The organism is Gardnerella sp. KA00718, assembly GCF_049244285.1.
Classification (GTDB): Bacteria; Actinomycetota; Actinomycetes; order Actinomycetales; family Bifidobacteriaceae; genus Bifidobacterium; species Bifidobacterium vaginale.
Map to the genome: position 1 here is coordinate 1 of NZ_CP058370.1, position 25,996 is coordinate 25,996.

Here is a 25,996-nt window from a genome sequence, read left to right on the forward strand (position 1 = left end):
CCATCGCTTGTCTTAGCTTTAGCATTCTTGAACTCTGGCGTATTCTCGAAGTCATTTTCAGTAACACCAGGAGCACCCTCCGCAGTAGACTTATTAATTTCTTTCTCAAGTTCAGTAGTAACAGTCTTATACTTCTCAACCTCAGTACGAGCATCGTCAAGAGCCTTAAGTGCATCGTTGATGTCTTTTTGAGTTGGCTTTGCGTCTTGCGGCGTATCTTTCTCGTCATGCTTCTTCAAAAGCTCCTGAGCTTTTGTCAAAGCTTCATCATACGCCTTCTTGGCTGCAGTAGCCTGATCATTCTTATCCGTATCAGGAACAAGCTTGCCGCCCTCTTCCTTCATGAAGTGAGGATCAGACGCGTTGCGATATGCATCAGAAGTTTGTGTACCTTCTGTAGGTGCAGCGCCATCTGTAGAGCCGTGCTTGCCAACACTATCCTTGAGCTTGGCGGTGTCAGTCTTGTACGTGTCAAGCGCTTTACGCTTCTCGTTCAAGGTATTAAGTGCATCATTGACTTGCTTCTGCGTTGCAGCAGGATTCTTGAGCAATTCCTTTGCCACGTTAAGAGCTTCGCCATACTCATCTACAGCCTTCTGGGCTGCATCATTCTTAGTCTTATCAGCAGTTGTTCCATCATCATTCTTGAAATCAGGATGCGAAGCATTCTTATACGCAGGCGTCTTCTGAGTATTGTCATGCTCGTTAACAGACTTAAGCAAATCGTCGGTCTTGGTTGCAAACTTGTTCAACTCAGCAGCTGCGTCGTTCATTTCTTGAAGGATCTTGGTAATATCCCTATCCAGAGGCTCGCCTTGCGCATGTGCCTGAATATTCTTCAGGTAGTCCTTATCGTCAAGGTTGCCGTCCTTAGCAGGAGTATTTGTATCAGGAATCTCCTTACCATTTGCTTTATCCTTAGGCATCTGTTTATCAAGCGCCTGCTGTAGTTTCTTTACAGCTTTGTCATATTTATCCTTAGCAGCCTTTGCCTCCGGACTTGCATCATCTGCGGATACATTCTTATACGCTGGGCTGTGTTGTATGGCAATATCGTTAAATACTGCTGCCGAAAGCCTGCTGGTATTAGTTGCATACTTGTCTATGACTTTACGTGCTTCTTCAAGAGCTGTCTTAGCATCGGCGATGTCTGTAGCAGTTGGCTGCTCAGCTGGATTAGTTTTAGCAAACTTTTCCTTCAGAGCCTTGGCTTTTTGATAAGCATCGTTGTAATCTTTAAATGCTTTCTTGGCGTCAGCATCGCCAGCTTGCGCTTTATCAAAGGCGTTGAAGTAGGCAGGCATCAAATAACCGCTGAAGTTGTCTGCAAGAACTTTCGTAAGTTCATTAGCGTCAGTTGCATAATCTTTATGAAGTGCATCTTCAGCCTTAGTTAATGCATCTTTAGCAGCATCCACTTCTTTTTGAGTTGCCTTATCGTTCTTAAGAACCTCACGTGCCTTAGCTAACGCATTGTCATAGTTTTCAACAGCAGTTTTAGCAGCTTGTTTTTCTTGCTCGCTTGCACCGTTAGTCTGCTTATTAAGCGCATTCTTGTAGAAGGTACTCTGCCTGCTTGCATCATCCTTATCAGGATTATCGAAACTGAGCTTTTCAGCAGTTATAAGCTTTGACTTATCTGTTGCTTTAGCGTCAAGTGCCTCTTTAGCTTTCTTAAGTGCTTCAATGGCAGCATTTACTTCCTTTTGAGAAGCGTTTGGATCTGCTGAAAGATTCTTTGCCTTCTTTACAGCCTCATCGTATGCTTTACGCTCATCATCAGTTGCGTTTTGATAGGCTGGGTCAGCGTTTGCAATCGTTTGAGCGCCTTGAGCATCCCTACCATCCTTCACCTTGCCATGCTCAGCAATAGCGGCGTTAAGCTTATCTTTGTTAGTGCTAAATTCGTTAAGCTTTTCGCGCGCAGCATCAAGCTTAGCCTTGGCATCGTCAACAGCCTTTTGCGTGGCGTTGTCGTCTGCCTTTACCTTATTGGCATCTTCAAGAGCCTTGTCGTAGGCTTTCTTCGCTTCTTTAGCAGCATTGTTCCTGGTTTCATCAGGCTTGCCTTCAGGCGTCTTGAAGTCAGGATCGCTTACGTTCTTATACTTATCGCTAGCCTTTGTACCAGTTGTAGCTTGTTGACCTTCAGCAGGCGTACCATCTTCTGTTATCGACTTATCCAGTTCGTCTTTCTTGGTAGCGTCACCATCAAGAGCTTTGCGAGCTTTATCCAGCTTAATGGTTGCATTATCAACCTCAGCTTTAAGCTGTTCAGTTAACTGATCATCTGGTGTAGTTCCAACTTTTTCAAGCGTTTGCTTAGCAACCTTCAATGCATCTTCGTAGTCTTTCTTCACTGCATCAGACGCGTTGTAGTACTTCGAGTCAGTCGGAACATCCGTATTATCAACCTTAGTGGTCTTATGCTCACCAATCGACGTCTTCAAATCGGCAGTCTTATGATTCGTCTGCGGCACAAAGATAACGTTAATTGCCTTTGCCGTATTGCCTGGGTGACGATCTTTCTCCATATAAACATGCTTATAGTACGTCATTGCATACGGCTCAACAAACAGACGTGCCTTGAAAATCTTGTCCTTTTTGCCAGCTACCGTTACAGAACCAGCTTCTGGATCCCATGAATACGAACCAGCTATTGATAAATTATCACCGAGGTTTACGTCAGAATTAGAAACTTTCTGATTCCCAGACCAATAAGCGCCACCCATATTGCCAAGCGTGAGTTCAGTTGTTGGCTCGCCATCTTTATTAAGCGCATAGTTCATGTGCGACTTGCGCGCGTTATTCCCTGTACCTTCATAGGAAAGCTGCTCGCCGCCAGTAAGGTCGCGCAAACCAGAACTACTATCCTTTGGTTTAGCCTTCAGCAAGCCAAGAATCTTTGTTGTATCAAACTCTTGCGCTTTAGTTGGATCGTAACGGTAGATGATAGTGGTCTTCTGATCATTACTCCAAGAAATACCTTCGTCGGTATCGCGACCATCAATCTTAGTCTTGTCCCACGAAACGGTGTAATCTGTACGAATATTTGGAAGCTTTGTAAGCTTGCTCTCTTTTACATTAGACGTAAACTCAGCAACTGACTTGTCAGTCTTGATTTTAACGGTAATCTTGTTTTCCGCCTGACCATTAGAGATTCCCTTATTAGAGTCACCAGATGCAGTAAGATCGCCCTTAAGATACTCAAGTGTAATCTGATCTTTGCTGGTAAGACCAAGCTCTTTATTGTCTTTATTAGCTTCGTAAATAGCTGTTTTAATTCGGTCAAGCTCGGCATTGGAGTAGCCAAGTGGGTTAGCCACAAAGACTGCTTTGTCGTTTTCAGGAACGACAACATCCTTTTCTGCAATCTTCTTCAACACAAGGTCGCGCAGAGCAATCTTAGGAGCGTCCGCAGCATCCACGTCAGCAAAGTTGATAGTGACTTCACCCTGGTCGTTAATGGTCACCTGATCTTGGCTTACGTGATTAAGGTGCGCAAGCTTGCGTTTAATTTCGGTTTTTACATCATCGGAAACCTTGGACAGGTCGTCCACAATCGGCTTTTCGATACGCGTATCGTAGCGTGCAACGGTAAGTGGTAAATCATCAGAGGTATAACCTGTGTCTGTTATGAGATGAGTTTTAAGGGTTTGTACCGTAGTTATATACGTTTTTTCAGCAGCACCCTCTTTCGATGTTGTTCTATTAAAGCGAGTAACCTCAGTTGGATTGTATGCGCGCTGATCGTTAATAATTACCTTGTTTTCAGCGGTATCTGGCGTCTGAACGAATGCGCCATTTTCTCCAGTGCGACCACCAACGCCGTTAGATCTACTTGCAGCATCAATTTGTGCACGAATTGATTTTTTACCAGTAGCTTCGGTAGGAGAATCTAAGGCAGCCTTAAGCTTATCTTGAATTTGCTGTGCAGTAAGCTCTTCGTTATACTTCAAAACAATTGAGCCAGCTGTTTTAGGCGGAACAAGTGTTGCTGCACGCACAATATTTGTTTTATACAGTACAGATTCTTTACCATCTTTGGTGCCGTACACATAAATACAGCGGTTTGCAGTGTATTTTTCTGCAGCCATGTTTGCTTCGCTATAAAGCTTAGTCATGGTAAGCTTAGCTGAGCCATCTGTATTTACTATAAATTCGTACTTACCAGAATATGGCTTGTGCTCGTTTTCATTAGCAGAATAATATTCAAGGAACTTTCTACTTTTAGCATTATCAACAGTATTACCATCAGATGGGAAAATTGCTACTTTGGTAATGGTGCTGCCGTCAGAAGGTTTTGCAAAATTAAATGTTACTTCTTGGTTTTGCCCTTTTTCAATATACACATTGTCAGAAGATCCCCATGCATACATGTTAGGGAGCGTGTCTTTTGTTTCTTTTGAAAGTGTTATCTCACTGTTAACTTTTGGAGCTGGTGCAGGATTAGCTTCGCGATCTGTACCAACAACAGGTTCGCCCTGCTTCTGATTTTCATCCTTAGCATCATTAGTAGCCTCAGGTTGCTTATTCTCAACCGTCGCACGCCTTGTACGCTTCTTTACAACATTTTCCGCAGGAGTGCTAGTTTCCTCAGTGGTGCTACTGTCTGCATTATTCTTATCAGTAGCAGAAGTGCTATTTGTAACCTTATTATCTACAGCCGTATCGCTCTCAACCTTCGACCCAGACTCAGTCTTAGTAGCGTCAGCCTTACCTTCGGTTTTTACTACAATCTTCTCAGCCTGCTCCTTCTTAGATTCTTCCTTCAATTCATCATTAGAAGTCTTGCCCTTAGAACCCTCAGCGCTCTCACCCTCAGTCTTATTCTTATTAGCAATTACACTCTGTTCTTTTGCAGGATCATTCGTATTAACGGGCGCAGCCGCACCAGTCTCCGCAGCCATTGCAGGAGTTGCGCCAAAAGCAATCGCCGCGCCAGCAATCACGCCAGCAGCTCCAGCCGAAAGAGCAGCCACCTTACGCATGTCAACAACCTTTGCAGCCTTATCCTTTGCAGAACCAGATGTCTTGTTGGCGTGTTTACCAGATTTTGTAGTCATGTTCTCCTCTTTCGTGAGTTTAATTCGATTTACTTGATATTGCTTTGCGCGCCGACCGCGGCCCTCAAAGCCATATAGTTTTTAACAATAGATTTACAAAGTCTTATAGCGTACATCTATAATGATGTAGTCACCCTTTGATAAATCATTATAACATTTTAGAAAAAATTTTGAAGACAACTAACAAATGTTTATAGCTTTTGGGGGCACATACCCCCCCCCCCCCAAGCCTTTTATTTCAAGGGTTTTTGCGAGATATTTTTTTCAAAAATTCTTGCGATTCTGGCGAGTCAACCGCCATTTTTAGCTCACTCATCTAAACATTTGTATATGATACAAATCACATTTTTAGACCCTCTGCAGCGCGCTTTTCTCTTTTATCCCGCGTTTGTTCCCATATTTGGCGTTTCGATAAACAAATTCAGGAATACCCCTCGCGAACGTAGAAACACCCAGCCCTCGCGCAACACCAAACAAGGAATATCGCTCGCGCGGATTAGCCGCGCTCACGTCTTCGCCGCACGTAAAGTCCACTGGACTTTACGTTTGAGCGGCTCAGCGCTCCGAATTGCCTTTTCGCGCTACGCTCTAAGCGAAAAGGCAGGTCGTCGCGCAAGCAAGGTAGAGATTCGAGATTTTTCGCCGCGAAAGAGGTGAGCCTCAGCGCCGAAGGTGGTGACTCGCCGAGAGAGCAAGAAAAATCGAGAATCTCGGTGATTAAGTGATACGCAATTGTTCAAGCATGTAAGAGGGCTGGGTGATTCTTGGTCGAACAATATAAGAGCGGCAGCCGATACCAAACAATCCAATGAGCCACCACTACAAACAAACCTCAACCCAAAAACAAAATCAAAGCCAAAACGGAACAACCGCAACAACAACCAACACGCAAGAGGCAGAGCGTTGTGCGAATCGATGACTTCGAGCTGCATAGCGCGCGAGAAGTCACCTCGATTCGCTGAGCTTGCTCAAAGTTGAAAGCACAGTGTGCTTTCAACGCAAGCGAGGGCGTGAGCGCGCTGTAACGCGCGAGCGTAGAATTAGCCAGCCCTCCTACAACACCAAATAGGAAATATCGTTCGCGCATTACAGTGCATTACAGCGCGCTACGAAGTAAAATCTCCTCAAGTGCGCGCTTAACCGAATCAGGCAGCGTGCACTTCCATTGCGCCCACTTAGCAACCTCTGGGTGCTGTGGCGCATGCGCGTTAGTCAAGTCAACGCTTTGCTGATGGCGCTCAAGCTCGCTCTCGCTAGTGTACTCAAGCGCGCAAAGCTCGCTTATAGCACTCGCGCTACCACCAGCTTGGCGAATCGCGTCAAAAGAAATCTCCTTGCCCCGGTACGGCATTTGCGCTTGTAAAAGCAACCTGTAGCAATCGCCAACCTTAGGGTCTTGCGCAATGCACAGTCCGCCATCCACAATCACGCGCACGCAATCGCCAACAGGCACGTTGCGCACAGAAACAATAAGACTTAAGTCGCCCTCTTCGCCTTCATATGAAACTTCTACAGCCTTAGATTCAAGCTGATTTTCCCCAACAAAAACGCGAACGCGCGAAAAGTCTGGGCAAGCAACACCTCTAAACACCACGCTCCAATCGCGCTTGGAAGGCAGCGAAGAAACAGCACTAGCGCATCCTTTTGCTGCATCAATCACAAACTGTGTGGATCCATTCCCATCTCGCCAAATAAGCTCCATGCGCGTATCGGCAGTTTTCCCAGCGCGCGCGTCTTCAAATCGTCCGTTATCTTCGCGCATCACAAACTCGCCGCAATCCCCTGGGAATGCAAGAACGCACAAAGATCGCGGATTTTCAATGCTATTAACAAGCTCCGCCGCCTGCTCTCTACTTGCGCAATCCGCTTCGCTTGGCAAAACTTGCATTGGCACAATAGCCCCAGCGCGCGCAAACGCCGGCACGCGGTCGATTCCTCGCCAAACCTCAAATCTGCGCCCAGCACCGCCGCGCGAAACGTAGTGCCTTCCGTCAAAGAAATCGTACCAATCGCCTTCTGGAAGCCACACGGCAGTGCACCCGCGCTCAACTTGCGCGCACCCCTTGCTAACGATTGGCGCAACCACAAGCTGGCTGCCAAAACGGTACTCATTCGGCATCTCGTACGCTGCAGGTGTTTCTGGCGATTGCCAATACATTGGCTCTACAATCGGCCTTCCGCAAACCGCCGCGCGATAGTTCATCGTATATAAATAAGGCAGCATTTGCGCGCGAAGTCGCAGCATTTTAACCATCGCGTCACGAGTTTCACGAGGGAAGTTCCACGGCTCCTTGCCTGCAAACGGCGAGCAGCTGGAGTGAAGGCGATTAATCGGGCTAAACGCGCCAAACGCATACCAGCGCGCCTCCAGCTCATCGCATCGCACGCCAAGCATGTGTCCGCCAATATCGTGGCTCCACCAGCCGTAGCCAATGTTAGACGCCGTAGAAGTAAAGTAAGTTTGGAAAGCCAGCGAATCCCACGTTGTTACGCTATCTCCCGAGAATCCCACTGGGTAGCGGTGCGAGCCAGGCCCCGCGTAGCGCGAGAACGTTATCGGCCACGCGCCTCCGCGCCCCGAATCCTGGTAGTGCACGTGGTTAAGCATCCAAAGCGGATCCAAGCCAGCCTGCTTTGTAACTCCGCCCTGCTGCCAATCAATCCACCAGAACCCAACGCCCTCGTTCTCCATGCGCCGATGCATGTTTAGGTATGCTCGCAAAAAGCGCGGATTTGTAAGGTCAAACTCAACTGCCTTGCCGCTTGCAGGGTCAATTCCCATATCGCGCGCAACTTGAGCATAGTCTTCTTCAAACGCGCGCACGCCGTCTCGCGGATGCAAATTAAGCGTTACGGCAAGCCCTTCGCTGGCAAGTTGGCGCAAAAACGCGCGATGATCTGGGAACAAATCGCGGTTCCACGTGTAGCCAGTCCATCCCGAACCGTACTTTGGGTCCACATCCGTTACGTGCCAATCCATGTCGATTACGGCAGTAGAAAACGGTATGCCTTCGCGCTTAAATCGGCTCATCAGCTGCAAATATTCGTCTTGACTGTACCTGTAGTACCTACTCCACCAGTTGCTTAACGCGAATCGCGGAAGAAGCGGCTGCGCGCCTGTAAGCTTGTAAAAGTCGCGAATTGCGCCTATATAGTTGTGACCGTAGCCAAAGAAGTATAGGTCTTTAGAGTTTGATTTAGATGATTCGGCAGAGTTTTCCCCAGACACACTGCCATCCGCCTTTTCACGCGGCTCCACCCATGCCCCGTATGGGTTTTCTTTTCCATCAACAGCAGCCGCATACGCGATTTTTGCCGAGCGCGAATCGTCTAACACTGCCCACCCGTCGCGAGATATTACGCCCGTTCCAAGCTTAACGGCTCCATCCGCCTCGTCCACTGTTCGCGCTGTGCCGAGCAAATTGCCGTGGCACTCGTCGCCGTAATGCCATGTGTTGAATTGCGAGCCTGGCACTCCGCGCACAACAATGCTCAAGCCCTCTTTGCTAAACGGCTGCTGGTTGTACGTGATCAGTAGTTTTTCGGTTTCGACTTCTATCCAGTCATTTTCCAAGTTTTTTACACTATATTTTGGATTAAAAGCGCGCGATGCCTCATCTTCGGTTGCTTGCGATTTTTCCGCGGCAATCTGCGTGCCGGCCTCAAAGTTTCGTCTTACAACTGTTTGCGTAGGAGCGTCTACAAATTCGCCGTTTTCGCTCCACTCAAGGCGCACAAGCGAATCCGTGATTAACGTGATTCGCCAATTTTTGCCGCTTATAACCTGCGACTCTTTGGCTTTAGACAGCGGATTTTTAGCGTAATCGTAAAAAATGTGTGCGTCTTGCACATCCTGTGTTCCACGCGCTTCACGCGCATCTTGTAAAGTCATTCGACCCGCCCTTTTCTACTTACCGCTGCCGGTTGAAATTCCAGCAATAAACTGCTTCTGGAACACCAAGTACACTACTACTACAGGAATAATAGCAAGCGATGCCGCAGCAAACAAACCGCCGTAGTCAGTTCCAAATCTTCCGCTAAACGTCTTCAATCCAACTGCAAGAAGCTGCTTTTTCTCGTCTGTAATCATAAGGAATGGCCACAAATAGTCTTCCCAATTCCACAAGAACGTAAAGATTGCGAGCGCAGCAATAGTATTGTGGCTCATTGGCAGAATTATTCTGTGGAATATTCTAGAATCCGAAGCTCCATCTAGTTTTGCTGCTTCAATCAATTCGTCGGATATTCCGCTTATTGATTGTCGGAATAAGAAGATTCCAAATGCGCTTATTAAGCCTGGAACTATAAGTGCACGATACGTGTCTTGCCAACCAAAGCTAGTCATCATGTCGTATTGCGGAATGATTGTTACTGCCCACGGTACCATCATCGTGCTTATTACTATTCCAAAAAGCAGATTTCTGCCACGGAATCTCATTTTTGCAAATACGTATCCAAGAACGGCACTCGTGTAAATGGCTATTACCGTTTTAACTACCGATATAAACAATGAGTTAAAGAATAGCCTCAAAAAGTCGAATTTCTCTTGAATCCCAACGTAATTCCCAAATGTGCTTGGCTTTGGGAACAGCCCACCATCTATGCGCACAATGTCGCTGTTTGGAGCAAAGGAAGATACAAACATCCAAATAAATGGCACGATTGTTAAGAAAGACAATAAGAATAGGAATATTGTTAGAAACCATCCAATAATGCTCTTTTTAAGATTTTGTTTTTTCATACTAACTCACTATCCTTAGACGCTTTAAACATTATGAATGTTAGGATTCCAGTGATTATAAACAGAATGACGCTCATTGCAGATGCAATTCCAAAGTTATACTTTTGGAACGCTTGATCAAAAATTAGGTAGCTGATTGTGTACGTTGATGTTCCTGGGCCGCCATTGGTCATAACAAGAATCTGAACATACGCTTGAATATAGCCAATCATAGATGTGATTACTATAAAAAGTGTTGTTGGCTTTAGCAATGGAACTGTTATTCTAAAGAATTTTTGCACGCTATTAGCGCCGTCTATTTCTGCCGCTTCGTAAACATCTTTTGGCAGATTCATTAATCCAGCCAAATATAATACCGTTGCGTAGCCAAAGTCTTTCCAAATTGTCATTATTATGATTGCTGGCATAGCCCAAGTGGAACTGTGCAACCAGTTGATATTTAAGCCTGTAATCCTATCGATCATGCCAAACTGCGGGTCAAACATCCACATCCACACAAAGCTCACTGCCACCAACGGCGTAATTGTTGGCATGTAGAAAAGACCTCGCAGAGTATCTTTGCACTTAACAAGCTTGGAGCTTAACAACATTGCAAAACCAATGCCAAGAATAACGCGGAATACAACAGATACAAACGTAAAGATTGCGGTGTTTGCAATGGACTTCCAGAATAACTTATCTACTAAAATCTGCTTAAAATTATCCAGCCCAACCCAATTGTATGTTCCAACAAGCGGATTCCATTCATGGAAGCTGCCTGCAAAAGCCTTATATATTGGATAGGCAAGAAAAATCACAAAATAAACAATCAGAAACACTACTGCTATATTCCGAAAGGAGAAGGTTCGAGAAAGAGCAGTGCTTATTTTTGACATACCACCATTATGTTTTCTCATTTTGCTCAAATGAGAATCCTGATTAACTTGTTTCATGATTTTCCTTGCCTTACCTACTGAGCACAGTGATTACGATTTACAACTATCTAACTAGTCTGCTTTGTTTTTACTTGTGCTCTTTGAAGAACTCATACTTACTTTCTGCAGACGTAAACTTAGAATTCTTCATATCTTTAACCATTGTTGCCTGAGCCTCTTTGATTGCATCATCAATAGACTCACCATTTTGCATAACATTCTGGAAAGCAGCCTTGCTACTTGTTTCCACGGTAGAAGGCGTGATTCCTGGCCAGATTAGGCGATCTGCACGCGGCTGAATCGCAGCCATTACTGGAGCCTTTAGAATCTCAGGATCGTTTTGCAAAGACTTCTTTGCTGGGAACGAGTTCAAATGCTTTACTGCCGAGCGAATAAACGCATCGTTAGCGAGAATGAACTTAATAAAGTCTTGAGCAACCTCTTGCTGATCTTTTGACTGGTGAGCGTTAATTCCTGGAGTGGATTCTCCATTGTAGCGATCGTACGCAAATGGCTTTTCTTTTGTGAATGTTGGAGTTGGGAAGACTCCATACTCAATATTTGGGTACTTTTCTTTTAGCACACCTTCGAGCCATCCCCAGGCATAAACCATTCCAGATTGTCCGTTTCCAAAGCTTTGCGTGTAATCCGTGCCAAAGTCGGTAGAAATGACCTTGTCTTTGTCGTACAAATTCTTCAAGAACTTCATGTTTTCACGCGTGACTTTGTTGTCAAAATTAGGCTTCTTGCCACTTTCATCAAAAGCAAGTTCACCACGCTGATAGTTCAATCCTTGATTGATTGCAGCATAAGCATCGCCGTTCACGTTAAATCCAGCCTGTTCCATCTTGGAACCGTTCCACTTAGTGAGTTTCTTCGCCACTTCGCGCAACTCATCCCAAGTAGCAGGAATATCTGCCTCAGTTAAGCCAGCTTCCTTCCAAAGCTTCTTGTTGTAGTAGATGTTTCCCGTATTGATTACGGAATCAATGTACTTTACATTACCTTTAGCATCTTCATGCGCACTAGCCGTTGCGTAATCCGATTCCATAGCAGCCTTGTCAATCTTGTAATCGGCAGCGTATGGGCGAATAAGCTCATCTTTGGAGTTGTGAATATTGAACAAAGCTGGGCCCTTTGTTCCCTTTAGAGCAAGTGGAAGCTTTGTCCAGTAATCATCCCAAGCAACGTTCTTAGTCTTAAACTTTACATTTGGATAAATCTTTTGATAATCCTTAATCATGTCGTAAATTGGATCAGTGGACGCGTCTCCCCAGCTCCAATACTCAAGCTGGATTGGCTTTCCTTGATTTACTAAATGATTTGGGTCATACTTTAAAGCTTGACCCATAACAGCTAGGCCTTTGTCTTTCTTTGTATCTGTTACTCCTGCTGCACCATTATTCCCACATGCGGCAAGCGTAGAAATCATGCCCAAAACTGCTATACAGGATATGCATATTTTTCTAATCTTCATTGTTACTCCACTTCCTCGTGAAATTGATGGGTAATTTTATAATATTGCTTTAAGTTTGACTCGGTCAAACATTAAAAATGTAAATGTAAAGGTTTTCATTTTGAATCCTTAATACTAAGCTAGTTTTGCACGAATAAATACTTTTTAGGCGGCGTGTCTAAAAATGTAAACCTTTTCATTTATGATAACTAGAAGCAGGGTGATTAAAAGAGATGCAGTTAAAAACTCTGCAGCTAAAACACTTAAAAGAGGTGCGACTTGTCAAAAACTAGTATTTGCGATGTAGCAACACTGGCAGGAGTATCGATTGCAACCGTCTCCAGAACATTCGCACATCCAGAAAAAGTCTCCGCATCTACACGCGCCAAAGTCATGCGCGCAGCCGAACAAATGGATTTCACTGTTTCTAGAACCGCTGGAGAGCTTAAAACAGGCAAATCGTATCGCATAACACTACTAATTGGAAGCAGTAAAATCGAATGGTTTAGCTCAGCAATTATAGAAGGATTAAATAGCGTACTGAACAAAAATGGCTACGACCTTGTAATACACCTTTTAGAGGGAGTTGAACAAAGAAAAAACTTCTTTAAAGAACTGCCCTTACGCGCAAACACAGACGCAATAATCGTATCGTCATTTGACATAAGCAGCAATGAGGCCGAACAATTACAACGCATAAACGTACCAATTGTCGGAATAAACTGCACAGCTTCTAAAGTGCTTTCTGCATCAATCGGAATCGACGATGCTCTGGGCATAAAACTTGCGATTCAACACTTAGCGACATTAGGGCATAAGCGTCTTTTATACGTGTATGAGCATTTTTGTTCATCTTTCCGCTTTAGCTCGTCAAGAAGAATCACAAGCTTTGAAAACGTGTGCAGCAATATTGATGGAATGCAAGGGAAAGTACTGCCAATAGACATAAAAGATGACCCTATAGATGCCACTCTTTCTGAGCTTTTTACACAAGAAAATCCCCCTACTGCAATATGCTTCCACCAGGATTCAACAGCAATGCCGTTCTTGTTTAGATTACAAAAATTAGGAATTCGCGTGCCTGAAGATTTATCGATTATAGGATTCGACAATGGCACTTATGCAAAAGAGGCTGGACTAACCACAATCCGCCAAAATCCTAAAACAATGGCAGAACAAGCTGGGAACATTGCGATATCTCTTATAGAAGGTAAAGCTGTAGCGCGAAGACATCTTACAGCTCCAGTGCAACTTATTATAAGAAATTCTACGGCTGCACCTAAAGCAGAATCGTAAACAAGCTTGCGATTACAAGCATAAGCGGATACCACGCATACATAAGCCAGCGGAATTGCTTAGTTTGCTTAGGTCCGTCGCCATACGGACTGCGATAGTGCAGCACAGCCACGCCAACACCTGGCGCCAAAAGCGACATACCGCCAAACGCGCCAGCAATCAGCTCCATGCGAATCTCGTGGTTTTCTAGGAATCTAAAGATAAGAACAAATCCTAAAAGTAAAGCTCCACCCCAAAAAATATTCTGCCTAAAGCCGACTTTGCCGAAAAGATTCCACAATATTCCTGCAACCAGGATTACTGCGATTGACGCAACTTTTTGAGCGCCTTTAAAACGCGCGCGAACCATGTCGATTCCCGAAAGCACAAAAAGCGCAATAACAAGCCCAAACACTGGATTTTGCGAGCGCATATCGAAAGCGCAGCCAAAGGTTGTAAAGTCGTACGGCACCTCGCAAATAAGCGCAAGCACAAGAAGGCGGAGCGTGTAAAGGTTGAGGTTATGCGTGTTTTGATATCCGCGAACGAGCAGCCACGCATACCACGGCAGAGCCGACCAGCTTATAACTTCGCAAACTACGGCAGCCGTGAGGCTCCACATGTTGGAGTTGGAAAGGCCGCCAAAAAGGTGCGGAATCACGGTTGTGCCAAATGCGCTGAGCATTATCATTACAGCGCCGAGCAGCTTGAACTTTTTGAGCGTAATACCCATTTTTATGTTCTTGTCTGCGCGAATCTTTGGTTTTAGCGCGTCCATAATTCACCTCTTGCTCGCATGCGTGCGTTGAGTGCGTATAAGCTTTTGCCGTCATTGCAACGTTATTGACAACAGCGTTGACAACATTGCAATTGTATCAAACTCCGCCTTAAATCTATGCATTATCTATGTAGTGCACGGTTTCCCGCGTTTGTAGCTCTAATCGGCGTGTTGAGCTACAAAGTGCGGAAAAACCGTTCGCGCGTTACAGCGCGCTCACGTCTTCGCTTGCGTTGAAAGCACACCGTGCTTTCAACCTTAAGCAAGCTCAGCGCTCCGAATTGCATTCGCGCGCTACCCTTTAAGCGCTCATGCAAGTCGGAACGCAGCGAAGGACTGCGCGCCGAGTTTAAGCGCGGAAGAATCGCAAGCAACCGCTCCAACCGAAATCCGCGGCTGCAAAATCGCCTCTGGCGTAAGCCCTGCAAGCGCGCTAAGCGCAATCGTCTCCTCGTTTAACCCAGGATTCATAACCACAATGCATCTATCTGTAGAGGATTCGCCATCCGACACATTCGACTCAGCCGCACATCGCTCGTACGCAAAACTGCGACCATCCACAGGAGCGTGCAACACTCGCCAAGTGGCATCCGCGTGCAATGCCGCGCACTCATGACGCAAAGCAATCAGCGCGCGCACCCAGTTAAGCAGCGAATCGCCATCCTGCTCCTGCCCCAAAACCGTTGGAATTTCGCCACTTTGCACGGCCTGCTTGCGCGAGTTTACGCAAGTCCTCCCATCCGCGCGCGCCTCAACAGGCAAGTACAACTTCGACTTTGCGGCAGTGGAGAATCCAAAATTCTTAGAATCATCCCACTGCATTGGCGTACGCGTACCCGTGCGCGCATAACCACCCTCTTTTGTAGGAATATCGCGGTATTTCATGCCGATTTCGTCGCCGTAATACACAAACGGCACGCCTGGCATTGTAAGAATCATGCCAAACGCAATCCGCCTTTCGCGATCGCTTAATCGCGGAGCCAGGCGCGGAGTATCGTGATTGCACGTTATAAAACTAAAGTAGCCCTCATTGCAAGTGGCCTCATACTGTGGGCAATAATCGTCTAAAAATGGGCAAATACTGCCGCCACCGCGCGCATTAAAGTAGCTGTGGTCGCGCTCAGGATTGCCGTCTAGCGCATTATCCACATCTCTAGCTAGGTGCGCATATCCGTTTGGTTGCCCATCCCAGCGCCAATTCAAATAGAAGTCCATGTCGAATCCAGCAGCCAGCGCCTGACGCGGCCTGCCCCACTCCGAAACGAACGCAGCCTGCGGATACTCGGCTTTTACAGCGCCCAGCATTTCTTGCCATGCACGAATCGTATTGTCTTTGCCAAGGCTTCCTTCGCCATTGTTGTCGTCGTTTTTTACAAGCGAATCCGCCATGTCTACGCGGAAGCCGTCTGCTCCAAGCGCAAGCCAGAATCGCATAACATCAACCATCGCGGCACGCGTTTGCGCAGCCTCATTAGAATCTGGCGCGGATTGCCACGCGCGATCCCTTTGCGCAAAGCCGTAATTTAGCGCTGGCTGGCATTTAAAGAAGTTAAGAATATACGTGGCATCTCGCTCGCTTTCGCCGCCAATAAACGGCATGGAATAGCCACTAAACGCGCTGTCTGTCCATATATATCGCTTGCTAAACTCGTTTTCTTGCGCACGCGAGCTTTGCTTAAACCACTCGTGCTCTTCGCTTGTGTGCCCTGGAACCAGGTCTAGCAGAATGTGCATTCCGCGATTGTGCGCTTCGCTAAAAAGACGTTGCAAATCCTCGTTTGTGCCGTAGCGCGCTGCCACTTTTTTGTAGTCGCGCACGTCGTAACCCGCGTCTTTAAATGGCGAATCGTAGCAAGGATTTAGCCAGATCGCATTGCATCCAAGCGATTTTACGTAGTCGAGTTTTTCGATTATGCCTGGAATATCGCCGATTCCGTCGCCGTTTGAATCGTAGAAGCTTTGTGGATAGATTTCGTAGAACACGGCGTCGCGCAGCCATTGTGCATGTTCGTTTTGCATGTTTACCCCGTTTTGTTGGCGTATATTAACTTTTGCGTATATTAACTTTTGACTTGTCCGACTTTATTTTACTATTCACTTTCTTACTTTTCCGCTTTTTGTTGCTCGACGCGCCGTTTTGAGCTACAAAATGCGTCACATCGTTCGCGCGGTCTAAGCGCGCGAACGTCTTCGCTTGCGTTGAAAGCACACTGTGCTTTCAACTTTGAGCAAGCTCAGCGCTCCAAATTGTCTTCGCGCTACGCTACAAGCGCGAAGACAGGTTGGAGCGCAATCAAAATAAAATTCCGTTAAATTTACTGAGTTATGGAATAAAATACGATTTTCTAAAGCTAAAAAGTCACTTTACAAACAATTTTTCTAATCACTTGCGACATGATTTGCTAACACTTTTATATCCGTGTATACTACACATTGCTTATACACGGATTTCAATAAAAATGTGACGTTGCTCAACGCAGCAAAATGCGATGGTGCGTCGCATGGGATCTGTTACTATGCCACCAAAGAACATGCCAAGCTGGCATGATATAGGAGGTCAAGGATGACGAATATGAAGAAAGTGCTGGGCGCAGGCCTCGCAATCGCTACAATGTTTGGATTTGCTGCATGCGGTTCTAGCACCAACGCTGGCTCCAGCAACAAGGCAAACCCAGTAAAGCTCACCGTGTGGTCTTCTTCCGAAGATCAGAAGGCTGGCGGCTGGATTCAGGCTATGGAGAAAGCCTTCAAGAAGGATCACCCAGAGGTTACTTTTAAGAACGCTGTTGTTGCTCCACCAGATGCTGCTAAGACCGTTAAGCAGGACGCTAAGGCTGCTGCCGACGTTTACCTGTTCCCTAACGATCAGCTCGGCGACTTGGTAAAAGCAAATGCAATTGGCGAGTTGAGCGACGACGCTGCCAAGCAGGTTAAGGAAGACAACGATGATACCATCATCCAGTCTGTAACCGCTCAGGATGGCAAGCTTTATGGCGTTCCATACATGGGCAACACTTGGTTCATGTACTACGATAAGTCCAAGTTCTCCGACGAAGACGTTAAGTCCCTCGATAAGATGCTCGAAAAGGGCAAGGTTGCTTTCGATATCAGCAACGCTTGGTACCTTCCAGGCTTCTACCTCGATGGCAACATGACCCTCTTCGGCGAGAAGAGCAACGATGGCAAGGCTGGCATCAAGATTGGTGACAAGGCTGCCGAAATCACCAAGTATGTTGCAAAGCTCATTCAGAACAAGAACTTCGTAATGGATGGCGATGGCGCTGGCTTAGCTGGCATTAAGAACCACACTGTTGACGCTTACTTCTCTGGCTCTTGGGATGCTGGCGACGTAAAGAAGGCTTTGGGCGACAACTACGCTGCTGCTCAGCTTCCAAAGTTCAAGTCTGAAGATGGCGAACACCAGATGAAGTCCTTCGCTGGTTCTAAGGCTGTTGCTTACAACCCTAACTCCAAGGCTCCAGAGATGGCCGCTAAGTTCGCTGCATTCCTCGGTTCTAAGGAATCCCAGGAGCAGATGTACAAGCTTCACGGCGATATCCCAGTTGCTAAGTCTTTGGCTGATCTCGTTAAGGACAACCCAGCCGCTGTGGCTCAGATGAACACCATTGCTAAGACTTCTGTCTTGCAGCCAACCGTTCCAGAAATGGGTGCCTTCTGGGATCCAATGAAGACCTTCGGTACTGCATTGGCAAATAAGGAAGTCAATGATGGTAACGCTGCTGCAAAGATTGCAGACTTCCAGAAGGGCTTCGAGGAAGCTCTCAAGAAGTAAGTATTAACTTACGACTGTTTTCTAAATATTAAATTCTTTTAAAAGAAAATAATATTTAGAGAACACACGGCAAGGACGCCCCGCTCCCCTAAGGATTTTAAAATCGGGGCGGGGCGTCTTTTGCTTGTAAAAAGCCCCACAATTTTACGAAAGGCATGTCATGACTGGCACGACATCCACCAAGCGAGGGAAGCGTAAGAAGGCACCTGCTGCCGATGAATACATTGCCCCTTCGCAATACTCATTACAGGAGGCTGCAAAGCACGCAGACGTACTGTCTTGGGTTTCGATAATTATCTTCGGTTTTGGTAACTTCGTTCGCAAACAGTACGTGAAAGGTCTCGTATTCATTCTATGCGAGGCTGGAGTTCTTGCCTTCTTGGCCACAACTGGCGCTGAATATCTACCAAAATTCGGTACTCTTGGTACTAAGAAGCAGGGTAGAGTAAAGATTAACGGCTTCTGGCACTATGTGGCTGGAGATAATTCTGTTGAAATTTTGCTGTATGGCGTTATGAGCATTGCAGCAATTGTTGTTTTAATTTATTTAGCTACTTTGTCTTTGCGTAGCGCATACAAAGCTCAGGCTTTTGTAGCACGCGGAGAAAAGCCTATTACTTTTGTTAAAGATGTTGAGTCTTTGCTCGACCGCCATGCGCACGTTGGTTTTATGACTCTTCCAACCGCTGGAATTGTTTTGTTCACGGTTTTGCCATTGGTGTTCATGATTTCGATGGCATTCACAAACTATGATCGTGACCACACATTGCTGTTCCATTGGGTTGGTTTAAACAACTTCTTTAAGATTCTTGGAAATACAACTGGAACCATTAATGCTGGAATCTTCTTTGATGTTTTGATTTGGACCCTTGTTTGGGCTTTCTTCGCTACATTCTTGAACTTCTTCTTCGGCATGTTTATGGCAATGATTATTAACAGGCGCACCACTCGTCTTAAGAGCTTGTGGCGTATCTGCTTCTCTTTGACCATTGCTGTCCCACAGTTTGTGTCCTTGCTTGTTATGCACAGCATGTTGCAAAGAGATGGCGCTATTAACCGTCTTCTTATATCTTCTGGCTGGATTCATTCTCCACTACCGTTCTTCCAAGATGCTACTTGGGCAAGGGTTACGGTTATTCTCATCAACCTTTGGGTTGGTATTCCTTACACCATCATGCAGATCACTGGTATTTTGCAGAACGTTCCAGCTGAACTTTACGAAGCAGCAGAGCTTGACGGTGCAAGCTGGTGGCAGCGTTTCATGAACGTCACTATGCCATACATCTTCTTCGTTATGACTCCATACCTGATCACCACCTTCACTGGAAACGTTAATAACTTCAACGTTATTTACCTGTTGTCTGGCGGCGAACCAACACCAATTGGTTCTTCTGCAGGTAAGACTGATTTGCTCATCACCTGGCTGTACAAGCTTACGGTTGATAAAGATAACTACAGCATGGGCGCGGTAATCGGCATTATGACATTCATTGTGCTTGCGATTGTTGCTTTGATAACATACCGCAACTCTGGCTCCTACAAGAATGAGGAGGGATTCCGGTGAGTAATAAGAAGGATCTTATGCAAGGCGAACAGACTGTGCATAGTGTACGTAGCGTCCCGTTCTGGCGCGATCAGCGTATACGCCGCATATTCGGAGACATTGTAGCTCATCTGTTCCTGATTGTTATGGCTGTGATTTGGCTTGCGCCAATCGTTTGGGTGTTCTTGGAAAGCTTTAACCAGAACACTGCACCATATCAGACAACGTTCTTCCCAACTAAGTACACGTTTAATAATTACATTCAGCTGTTTACTGAGCGAGAAGTTCTTGACTTCCCACGAATGTTCTTAAACACCTTGATTGTGTCTATTTTCGTGTGCATTATCTCTCTGTTCTTCGTGCTTGTAGTAGCGTTCTGCATGTCTCGTTTGCGTTTCCGCGGTCGTAAGACATTTATGAACATTGCTTTGATTCTTGGTATGTTCCCAGGCATCATGGCAGTTATTGCTATCTACTTCATTTTGAAGGCTTTTGGCTTGACGAATGGTTCTGTTGTTCTTATTTCCCTTATAATCGTTTACTCTGCTGGTAGCGGCATGGGCTTCTACGTTATGAAGGGCTATATGGACACGATTCCAAAGTCTTTGGATGAAGCCGCTTATTTGGACGGATGCACAACTTGGCAAGTGTTCTGGAAGATTATTCTTCCAATATGCAAGCCTATGATTGTGTTCCAGGCTATTGTTAGCTTCTTGGGTCCATGGCTTGACTTCGTTTTGGTTAAGACTATTGCCCGTACTCAAGATAATTACACTGTGGCTTTGGGCTTGTACCAGATGTTGCAGAGAGAATACATCAATCACTGGTTCGCACGATTCTCCGCTGGAGCTGTGTGCGTTTCCATTCCGATTGCAATCCTGTTTATTGTTATGCAGCGATTCTATGAAGAGTCGATGTCTGGCTCTGTTAAGGGATAGTAACCTCTACATCAATTGTGGGGTTTAATTGAAAATGGGGGTCGAGCGTTTTAAAGCGTTTCGGCCTTCATTTTCTTCTGAATAATTAAAAGAAGGATATATTACATGACGTTCACGTCTTCAACACAATGGCCAGTGTACTCGGGTCAGCTTGGATGCTCGCTTAATGAAAAATCAACAACATTCACAGTTTGGGCGCCAACCGCATCATGCGTGACGCTAAGACTTTTTGAAACAGGAAACAACAGCGAACCTTTCAAAACACGTAATTTAAAGCCATTGCGCGACGGCGCATGGAGAACTTCAATATTGCAAAGGCTAGATGGCGTTTATTACGATTTTCTGGTGACTTTTGCTGATGGAAAAGTGAATCGTACAAGTGACCCTTGGGGTGTTGCTAGTGGCGTAAATGGCGAGCGCAGCATGGTTGTAAGTGAGGAACGCGTTAGCCCAGCTGACTGGCACAAAGATAAGTCGCCAGAGTTTGTACGCCATGCGACGGTTGTTTGGGAAACGCATGTTGAAGACTTTAGCAGCAATCCTAATGGCGGATTTAAGCCAGAACATAGTGGTCAGTATCTTGCTTTTACAGATTCGCATACGACTTTAGATTCAGATAACAACTTCCCTACTGGAATCGACTATCTTAAAAAACTTGGCGTAACTCACGTTCAACTAATGCCAATCTACGATTTTGCGACTGTGGATGAGGTTGCGATTTCGTCTGCTCGCAAAAACGGTGAGAGCGTGGATTCGCTTTACAATTGGGGCTACGATCCACATGCGTACAATGTGCCGGAGGGTGCTTACTCTAGCAATCCATACGACGGTACGGCAAGAATACGCGAGTGCAAGGCGATGATTGGCGCTTTGCACAAGAATGGCATGCGCGTAGTTATGGATGTTGTTTATAACCACATGTTTGAGGCTGCGTCGAATGTGTTTGAAAGTGTCGCCCCAGGCTATTTCTGCAGACGTAAGTCTGATGGGTCTTTTGCAAACGGTTCTGACTGCGGTAACGAAATGGCTTCCGATCACCCAATGTTTAGGCGTTTTATGATTGAGTCTATTTTGCATTGGGCGCGCTGCTACCATGTGGATGGTTTTAGATTTGACCTTATGGGATTAACGGACGCGGAAACGTTGAACATGATTCGCGCAGAATTAGATAAGCTTGATGGCGGCAAAGATATTCTTATGTATGGCGAGCCGTGGGGCGCGGATGCTGCAGCTGTACCTGATGATTGCCCTATGGGAGATAAAGATGGGCGAGGATTCCTTGATTCTAGAATCGGCTGGTTTAGTGATGAGTCTCGTGACACGCTTAAGGGCAATGTTATGGATCATCATGACCGCGGATATGTAAATGGCAATGAGTTTTGGACGGCGGATCCTGTGCGAAACGCGTTTAATGGCTGGCGTGGTATGCCTTGTGCTGGTAAAAGTGTTGGTCAAATTGTGCAGTATGTTTCTGCTCACGACGATTTGACTTTGTGGGATAAGCTGTGTATTTCTATGCGCGATAATGCGTCTAGCTGCGATTTTGACGCAAGTGATCCAAACAGCGTTGCAGACATTTTTAGCGCTAATATTCTCAGTGCTGGATTGATTTTGTGTTCTGCTGGTATGCCGTTTATGCTTGGAGGCGAGGAGTTTGGTCGCACTAAGCATGGTTGCGATAATTCTTATAATCGCGGCGTTCTTATGAACCAGCTTGATTGGTCTAGAGCTGAGCGATTCCAACCGCTTGTAGAATGGTATAGTGCGCTTATAAAACTTCGCGCTAAGAATGCTGACTTTTATGATGCTCAGCGCACTCACCTTACTGCGTCTGATAATACTGTTCTTGCGGAGCAGATTGGAAGCGACTTGATTGTGTGTGTGAACCCTATGAATGATGCGTCTGCAACAATTGATTTGCCTGCTAAATCTGCAAGCCTGTGGCGCTGCGTGTTGGATTCGACTGAGTATTTTGCTAAGTGGACGGGGCACGACTCTGGCAGCTGCGTTTCTATGCTGTGCGATGATAATGGCTCTCAGCGTGCGGTTCATGTGCCGCCGCGTACATTCGTTGTGTTGAGTCGCAAGTGCGCTTGATTGCTTGAGTTCTTGAGCGCGCTCGGCTCGCAATTTATCCCGATTTTGTTCTCTTATTCCTGTGATTTGGGAACAAAGTCGGGATTATTTTTTGGCTTATGATTGAATATTAATATTTTGGGGAATAACCCAATATTTTCGAATACTGAGTCGGATACTAATATTTCAAGGCGAATCCTTGTAATTTCCTTAATTGTTCCTTATAACTTGCCAAAGTGAGCGAATTATTCCTGTGATTCTGTTAGAATAACTTTTATACTTTATACCCCTATTGTGTATATGCAAAGTGGAGAAATATGCAGAGTAGAGAAGAGTAGAAAGTCTAGAAACAAGACAGAGACGCAATACAGACACGGATTGTATGCCAGCGCTTTGATCTTACAACTTGATAATTAAACAAATACCCCCACACCCAAACCTAAATGATTTGAAGAATGAGGTAAATATGAACGCTAAGATTGCAGCCGCTATCTCTTTGGGAGCAAGCTCTTTGGCTCTTATTGGAAGCATAAGCATTGCAAACGCTGCCAACGCAGCCGACGCGACTACAACAGATACGTCCAATCATCCAGCAGCACAGGTTAAGACAATATCCGACACTGGTTTTAATGCTGTTAGCAATGTTGTAACTATAGATCCGCAAAACTCTACACCACAAACCGTTAACTCGCCTGTTACTGGCGACGCTGGTGCTGGCAAGCAAGAGAAAGAAAATCCTGGAACGGTTCAAGGTTCAGGCACATCTAAGAATAACACTCCAGCAAATGCAGAAATACTCCAAAAAGTCGAAGAATCAAAGAATCTACAAAAAGAAGCTCAGAATAAGCATAATGAAGCAAATAAAGCTGTAGAAGAAGCAAAACAAGAAGCTGAAGATACTGCAAGAAAAATTAATGAAGCTGTAGAAAAGAAAAATAATGCAGAAAATAGCATTGCTGAGACCAATAAGAAAATAGAAACAGAGACTCAGAATATAGCAAATGCCGAGCAGCGCATTGAAGAGAAGAGTAAAGCCGTAAAAGAGGCAGAAAAAGACAAGAAAGTGACTGACGAGGCTAAGCAAAATGCTGATCAAGTAAACAAAATTAGGTCTGAAGAAAAAGCTGCAAAAGATGAACTTGCTGAGGACGCAAAAGATGACAACGAAGAAACTGCAGAAGATTTAGCAAATGAAGAAGAGGCTAAATCTAAGCTTGAAGCAGAGTTAGCTGAAGCTAAGCAAAAGTCTGAATCCACTAAGGTAGAAGCTGAAAAGCTTGAAAAGGAAGCACAGCAAAAGGAAGCAGCTGCTGAAGGCGTCGATAATAAGATTGAGAACATTACTAAGCAAATTAAAACTGCAGAAGAAAATCTAAAAACTCTTGATGCTGACAATGATCAAAACAAAATTAATCAGTTAAAAGAAAAAGTTGCTTCGACTAAAAAACAAGCTGAAGAAGCAGAAAAAACTGCTGCCCAAAAACAACTTGCATATACGAAACAAAAAGAAAAAGTTGCCGAATATGAGAGAGAATTACAAAAATTAGAATCCGATAGATCAAAACTTGGTGATCCTTCACACATAGAAAAATTAACTAACGCGCAAACTAAAAAGACAGAGGCGCAAGATATTGAAGAGCAATTAAAAAACGAAGCTAGTACCGCAAAAGAAAATAGCGAAAAACTAAGTACTGAAGCAAAAAAAGCAGAAGAAGAACTTGCCAAAGCAGATAAAAGTAGTCAAATAAGAGATCTATTAGATACAATTTCTGAATTGACTTCTGAGATAAATTCTTTAACAAGAATTTCTGATAATGCAAAAGATGCTCGAAAAGCTGCCAATGAGAAGAAGTCTGAATCTAATTCTTTAGCTAAAAAAGTTTCAGATAAAGAATCCGAACTAGCTGAGCTTGAGAATACTATAAAAGAGCTAAAAGAATCTAAACAAGATGCTGAAAAAGATCTAAATGTCGCTAGCAGAGATGCAGAAAAAGCTAAAGAGGAGGCAGAAAAAGCTGCTCAAAACTTACTGGCAATAACAGAAGAAGCACAAAAAGCAGAGAAAAAAGTTCAAGACGAAACTGCTAATCTTGAAAACGCTAAAATAGATAAGGATACCGCCGAAAAGAATCTTAATCAACTTAAAGAAGACTTGAAGCGAATCGATAAAGAAATATCCGAAGCTAAAACTAATGTCGAGGCGACTAAACAACTTGCTGAAACAGCAAAGCAAAAACTAAATGAAGCGAAAACTAATGTTGAAGCAACTAAAGCAAAGATCTTAGAGCTAAAAGCTTCAATTGAAGAGACCAAGCGTACACTTATTTCAAAGTATGCTGCAAGTTCCCAAACCATCGAATTCGCTTTTGATTTAATGATAAAAGAGGTTGCTAATCGATCTAAAGAACTTGATAAATCAACACAAACGTTGAACAATGTGGAAAAGAGTCTCACTGCAGCAAAGCAGCAGGCTGAGGAATCTTTGAATCCACAGGTTCAGAAGCCAGCTCCTTCTACACCAGCTCCTGCTCCAGCTCCAAGCACTCCGCAAGAGACTCCGCAAGAGACTCCGCAAGAGACTCCGCAAGAGACTCCACAGGTGCAGCCACAAGCTCCGCTTAATCCACCAGCACCTCCAGCGGCTTCAAATCCACAGGTGCTGGAACCGGCTCCTTCTGCGCCACCAAGCGCAAAACAGCCAGCTCCAGCTCCAAGCACTCCACAGAATGCGCCACAGAACAATGCTGCACCAAGTGCGCCACAGGCTTCGGCTCCTTCTGTATCACAGTCTGTATCACAGTCTGCACCACAGGCTGCACCTAAGCACAGTGCTGTTCCAGCGAACCAAACGGAGTCCACGCATACCGCAAAAGCTGCAGAAGAACTCGTAGAAAATGCTACTGCTAAGTCGCCAGCAACCGCAGAGACTCCTGCACGCACGCCTCGTGCTGCAGCATCTGCTGCTCCTGCTGCTCCTACAGCAAGCTCCGCAAACACAACAAAGAGCGAAGAGTCCAAGAACACATCTAACGATTCTGCAAAAGATGAAAATCAGAAGGAATCCGAAGAGTCCAAGAACGAAGACTCAAAGAGCGAAGACAATAGCAGCGATAAGAGCGCTCAGGCATCTGGCGCAAACAACGGTGAGCACGCCGCTGGCAACAGCACAACGTTAATCGCAGCTGTTGCTGGCAGCATAACTGCTGGAATCGCAGCAATCGGCGCAGGATGGCACTTTATGCGAATCCGTCGCAAGTAAGTAGCAGCAAATATGCGCAAATAACAAATAACAAAACCGCAGTTGGCATTTAGCTTTCTGCGGTTTTTGTTAAAACCCACTAAAATCGCCAATATTGCAAACGATATCAATACTTAATATAATGGTTAGCTAGAGCGTGCCTCAATCCAGTGAGGTG

General features: G+C 45.3%; 13 protein-coding genes. 6 read left to right on the forward strand and 7 right to left on the reverse strand.

Annotation, left to right across the window (positions count from 1 at the left end):
* From HXT55_RS00005 to HXT55_RS00025, 5 genes are all read right to left on the reverse strand, one after another.
* Positions 1-5,066: peptidase (locus HXT55_RS00005; RefSeq protein ID WP_421792177.1), on the reverse strand; the 5,066-nt coding region annotated here is incomplete at its 3' end.
* A gap of 1,096 nt (positions 5,067-6,162) precedes the next feature.
* Positions 6,163-8,958: a TIM-barrel domain-containing protein gene (locus HXT55_RS00010; RefSeq protein ID WP_421792179.1), complete on the reverse strand. Its 2,796-nt coding sequence runs from the start codon at positions 8,956-8,958 to the stop codon at positions 6,163-6,165.
* Positions 8,959-8,973: 15 nt separating this feature from the next.
* Entirely contained in the window at positions 8,974-9,807 is an 834-nt protein-coding gene (locus HXT55_RS00015; RefSeq protein WP_004113800.1) for a carbohydrate ABC transporter permease, read from the reverse strand.
* Complete coding sequence (locus tag HXT55_RS00020; protein ID WP_014554831.1) at positions 9,804-10,739, reverse strand: carbohydrate ABC transporter permease; 936 nt, start codon at positions 10,737-10,739, stop codon at positions 9,804-9,806. Before HXT55_RS00020 ends, HXT55_RS00015 begins: the two co-directional genes overlap by 4 nt.
* 70 nt (positions 10,740-10,809) lie before the next feature.
* Entirely contained in the window at positions 10,810-12,198 is a 1,389-nt protein-coding gene (locus tag HXT55_RS00025; RefSeq protein ID WP_004118145.1) for an extracellular solute-binding protein, read from the reverse strand.
* 258 nt (positions 12,199-12,456) lie between these two features.
* Here HXT55_RS00025 and HXT55_RS00030 point away from each other — a divergent pair, with 258 nt between their 5' ends.
* On the forward strand, positions 12,457-13,473 hold the full coding sequence (locus tag HXT55_RS00030) for a LacI family DNA-binding transcriptional regulator (RefSeq protein ID WP_004118143.1): 1,017 nt from the start codon (positions 12,457-12,459) through the stop codon (positions 13,471-13,473).
* Here the strand turns inward: HXT55_RS00030 and HXT55_RS00035 are convergent.
* Both HXT55_RS00035 and HXT55_RS00040 read right to left on the reverse strand, forming a co-directional pair.
* Positions 13,457-14,230 carry a TraX family protein gene (locus tag HXT55_RS00035; RefSeq protein ID WP_004118141.1) on the reverse strand — a complete coding sequence of 258 codons (774 nt, stop codon included), beginning with the start codon at positions 14,228-14,230 and terminating at the stop codon, positions 13,457-13,459. The genes HXT55_RS00030 and HXT55_RS00035 overlap by 17 nt on opposite strands.
* Before the next feature lie 309 nt (positions 14,231-14,539).
* The gene (locus HXT55_RS00040; RefSeq protein ID WP_421792181.1) at positions 14,540-16,249 is read right to left on the reverse strand and encodes an alpha-amylase family glycosyl hydrolase; all 1,710 of its coding nucleotides are present in this window, start codon (positions 16,247-16,249) and stop codon (positions 14,540-14,542) included.
* 544 nt (positions 16,250-16,793) lie between these two features.
* Here HXT55_RS00040 and HXT55_RS00045 point away from each other — a divergent pair.
* From HXT55_RS00045 to HXT55_RS00065, 5 genes are all read left to right on the forward strand, one after another.
* The gene (locus tag HXT55_RS00045) at positions 16,794-18,023 is read left to right on the forward strand and encodes an extracellular solute-binding protein (RefSeq protein ID WP_014554834.1); all 1,230 of its coding nucleotides are present in this window, start codon (positions 16,794-16,796) and stop codon (positions 18,021-18,023) included.
* Between the two features lie 160 nt (positions 18,024-18,183).
* A complete protein-coding gene (locus HXT55_RS00050) occupies positions 18,184-19,587 on the forward strand; it encodes a carbohydrate ABC transporter permease (RefSeq protein WP_004113788.1) in 1,404 nt (467 codons plus the stop codon).
* Entirely contained in the window at positions 19,584-20,504 is a 921-nt protein-coding gene (locus tag HXT55_RS00055) for a sugar ABC transporter permease (protein ID WP_004113786.1), read from the forward strand. Before HXT55_RS00050 ends, HXT55_RS00055 begins: the two co-directional genes overlap by 4 nt.
* A gap of 105 nt (positions 20,505-20,609) precedes the next feature.
* The gene (pulA, locus tag HXT55_RS00060) at positions 20,610-22,601 is read left to right on the forward strand and encodes a type I pullulanase (RefSeq protein ID WP_421792183.1); all 1,992 of its coding nucleotides are present in this window, start codon (positions 20,610-20,612) and stop codon (positions 22,599-22,601) included.
* A 445-nt stretch (positions 22,602-23,046) separates the two neighbouring features.
* Positions 23,047-25,839 carry a hypothetical protein gene (locus HXT55_RS00065; protein WP_421792185.1) on the forward strand — a complete coding sequence of 931 codons (2,793 nt, stop codon included), beginning with the start codon at positions 23,047-23,049 and terminating at the stop codon, positions 25,837-25,839.
* Positions 25,840-25,996: the final 157 nt, after the last annotated feature.

Bases quoted from the DNA above. Each gene is read 5' to 3' on its own strand.
- HXT55_RS00065 (WP_421792185.1), top strand. From the start codon at position 23,047: ATGAACGCTAAGATTGCAGCCGCTATCTCTTTGGGAGCAAGCTCTTTG.
- HXT55_RS00050 (WP_004113788.1), top strand. From the start codon at position 18,184: ATGACTGGCACGACATCCACCAAGCGAGGGAAGCGTAAGAAGGCACCT.
- HXT55_RS00035 (WP_004118141.1), bottom strand. From the start codon at position 14,230: ATGGACGCGCTAAAACCAAAGATTCGCGCAGACAAGAACATAAAAATG.
- HXT55_RS00010 (WP_421792179.1), bottom strand. From the start codon at position 8,958: ATGACTTTACAAGATGCGCGTGAAGCGCGTGGAACACAGGATGTGCAA.
- pulA (WP_421792183.1), top strand. From the start codon at position 20,610: ATGACGTTCACGTCTTCAACACAATGGCCAGTGTACTCGGGTCAGCTT.
- HXT55_RS00040 (WP_421792181.1), bottom strand. From the start codon at position 16,249: ATGCAAAACGAACATGCACAATGGCTGCGCGACGCCGTGTTCTACGAA.
- HXT55_RS00025 (WP_004118145.1), bottom strand. From the start codon at position 12,198: ATGAAGATTAGAAAAATATGCATATCCTGTATAGCAGTTTTGGGCATG.
- HXT55_RS00045 (WP_014554834.1), top strand. From the start codon at position 16,794: ATGACGAATATGAAGAAAGTGCTGGGCGCAGGCCTCGCAATCGCTACA.
- HXT55_RS00015 (WP_004113800.1), bottom strand. From the start codon at position 9,807: ATGAAAAAACAAAATCTTAAAAAGAGCATTATTGGATGGTTTCTAACA.
- HXT55_RS00020 (WP_014554831.1), bottom strand. From the start codon at position 10,739: ATGAAACAAGTTAATCAGGATTCTCATTTGAGCAAAATGAGAAAACAT.